The sequence below is a fragment of the Sphingomonas sp. CCH9-E2 genome, from assembly GCF_001557215.1.
GTDB lineage: Bacteria > Pseudomonadota > Alphaproteobacteria > Sphingomonadales > Sphingomonadaceae > Sphingomonas.
Genome location: NZ_LSJM01000203.1, coordinates 1 through 1,941, shown reverse-complemented (window position 1 = coordinate 1,941; position 1,941 = coordinate 1). Strand labels below are relative to the sequence as shown.

Annotated in this window: 3 protein-coding genes; all 3 read left to right on the top strand. The window is 64.5% G+C overall.

Translation table 11 applies throughout. The features are described from left to right. Window positions 1-255, top strand: a 255-nt coding sequence (locus AX681_RS22445) for a hypothetical protein (protein ID WP_197424275.1), incomplete at its 5' end; no start/stop codon positions are given. 154 nt (window positions 256-409) lie between these two features. Next, window positions 410-1,204: a TerC family protein gene (locus AX681_RS09820; protein ID WP_066659653.1), complete on the top strand. Its 795-nt coding sequence runs from the start codon at window positions 410-412 to the stop codon at window positions 1,202-1,204. Window positions 1,205-1,251: 47 nt separating this feature from the next. Then, window positions 1,252-1,872 carry a ribonuclease D gene (locus AX681_RS09815; protein ID WP_066659654.1) on the top strand — a complete coding sequence of 207 codons (621 nt, stop codon included), beginning with the start codon at window positions 1,252-1,254 and terminating at the stop codon, window positions 1,870-1,872. Window positions 1,873-1,941 lie beyond the last annotated feature (69 nt).

The following is a 1,941-nucleotide window of genomic DNA, read 5'->3' as shown; positions in this document are numbered from 1 at the left end:
GCGATAGCCACCGCCACCGCCGCCGCCATAGCCGCCACCGCCGCCGCCGAAGCGGTCACCACCGCCAAAACCGCCGCGATCACCGAAGCCGCCGCCGAAGCCGCCACGATCACCAAAGCCACCGCCGAAATCGTCGCCGCCGAAGCCGTCGCGCTTGTCTCTGCCACGTCCACCGCGATCACCGCGGCGCCCTCGATCAAAACTCATTGCCCTGTTCGTCTTCCCGGTTCGCCCATACTCAATTCGAAGACCTGAACCGGACGAAGGCGCAGGCATCCCGGCGTTCGCGACACGCCTATGGAATCGGACATAGACCAGATCGCGAAGATGCGCGAACATTTTCGTCGCGATTTTGGCACCGGTTCGACGGATACTTGCGCGACGCCGCCCGCGACGGCACAGAGGCGCCATGGATATCGCAGCGCTGATCGTCGACCCGGCCGCCTGGGCCGCCCTCGTCACCCTGATCGTGATGGAGGTGGTGCTGGGGATCGACAACCTTATCTTCATCTCGATCCTGACCAACAAGCTGCCCGAGCATCAACAGCAAAAGGCGCGCCGAATCGGCATCGGCCTCGCGCTGGTGATGCGCATCATCCTGCTGTCGATGATCTTCGTGATCGTGTCGCTGACCACCCCGGTGTTCGACCTGGGCATTCAGGGCGCGACGGGGCCGACCGGGGAGCCGAGCTTCGAAACCGCATTCTCGTGGCGCGACCTGATCCTGATCGCCGGCGGCCTGTTCCTGCTGTGGAAAGCGACCAAGGAAATCCATCACACGATCGATCCGGTCCCCACCGACCATGCCGTGCTCGACAAGAAGCAGGTCGCGACGATGAATTTCGGGTCTGCGATCTTCCAGATCATCCTGCTCGACATGGTGTTCTCGGTCGATTCGATCCTGACCGCGGTCGGCATGACCGACGAGATCGTGATCATGTTCGTCGCAGTGCTGGTGACCGTCGCGGTGATGCTCGTCGCCGCCGACCCGCTCGCCAATTTCATCAAGCGCAACCCGACCGTGGTCATGCTCGCGCTCGGCTTCCTGCTGATGATCGGCGCGGTGTTGATTGCCGACGGCTTCGGCGTGCATGTGCCCAAGGGCTATATCTACGCCGCCATGGCCTTCTCGGCGCTGGTCGAGGTGCTGAACATGGCTTCGCGTCGCCGCGCCGAAAAGCGGGCGAACGGCGGCGGTGCCTGACGCGGGCGGTTATTGAGCGTTAAGCCATAACCGGCTAGGCGCAGGCGATGGCCGTTTACCTGCATGAAGAAGATCTGCCCGAGGGCGTGTTCGCGCCGGGCGTCGATATCGCCGTCGATACCGAGACGATGGGGCTGATTACCCCGCGCGATCGCCTGTGTCTCGTCCAGCTGTCCGACGGCGGCCCGGACGAACATCTCGTGCGGTTCGGCCCGGACAGCGACTATGCCGCGCCCAATTTGCGCGCGCTGCTCGCCGATCCGGCGCGGGTGAAGCTCTATCATTTCGCGCGCTTCGATCTCGCCGCGATCCGCCACTATCTCGGCGTCACCGCCGCGCCGGTATTCTGCACCAAGATCGCGTCGCGGCTGGTGCGCACCTATACCGATCGCCACGGGCTCAAGGATCTGGTGCGCGAACTGCTCGGGCAGGAAATCAGCAAGCAGCAGCAGTCGTCCGACTGGGGCGGCCCGGTGCTGAGCGAGGCGCAAAAGGATTATGCCGCGTCCGACGTGCGCTATCTGCATGCGATGCGCGACGAACTGATCCGTCGACTGGAGCGCGAAGGGCGGACCGTGCTGGCGCAGGCATGCTTCGACTTCCTCCCCCACCGCGCTGACCTGGACCTCGCCGGTTGGCCGGAAACGGATATTTTTGCGCATGCGTGAGTTTGGTTCACGGCACCGGCCCGCTCCCCCACCCGGCCACCCAACGCCAGTATCCTATGGGTGGCCGGG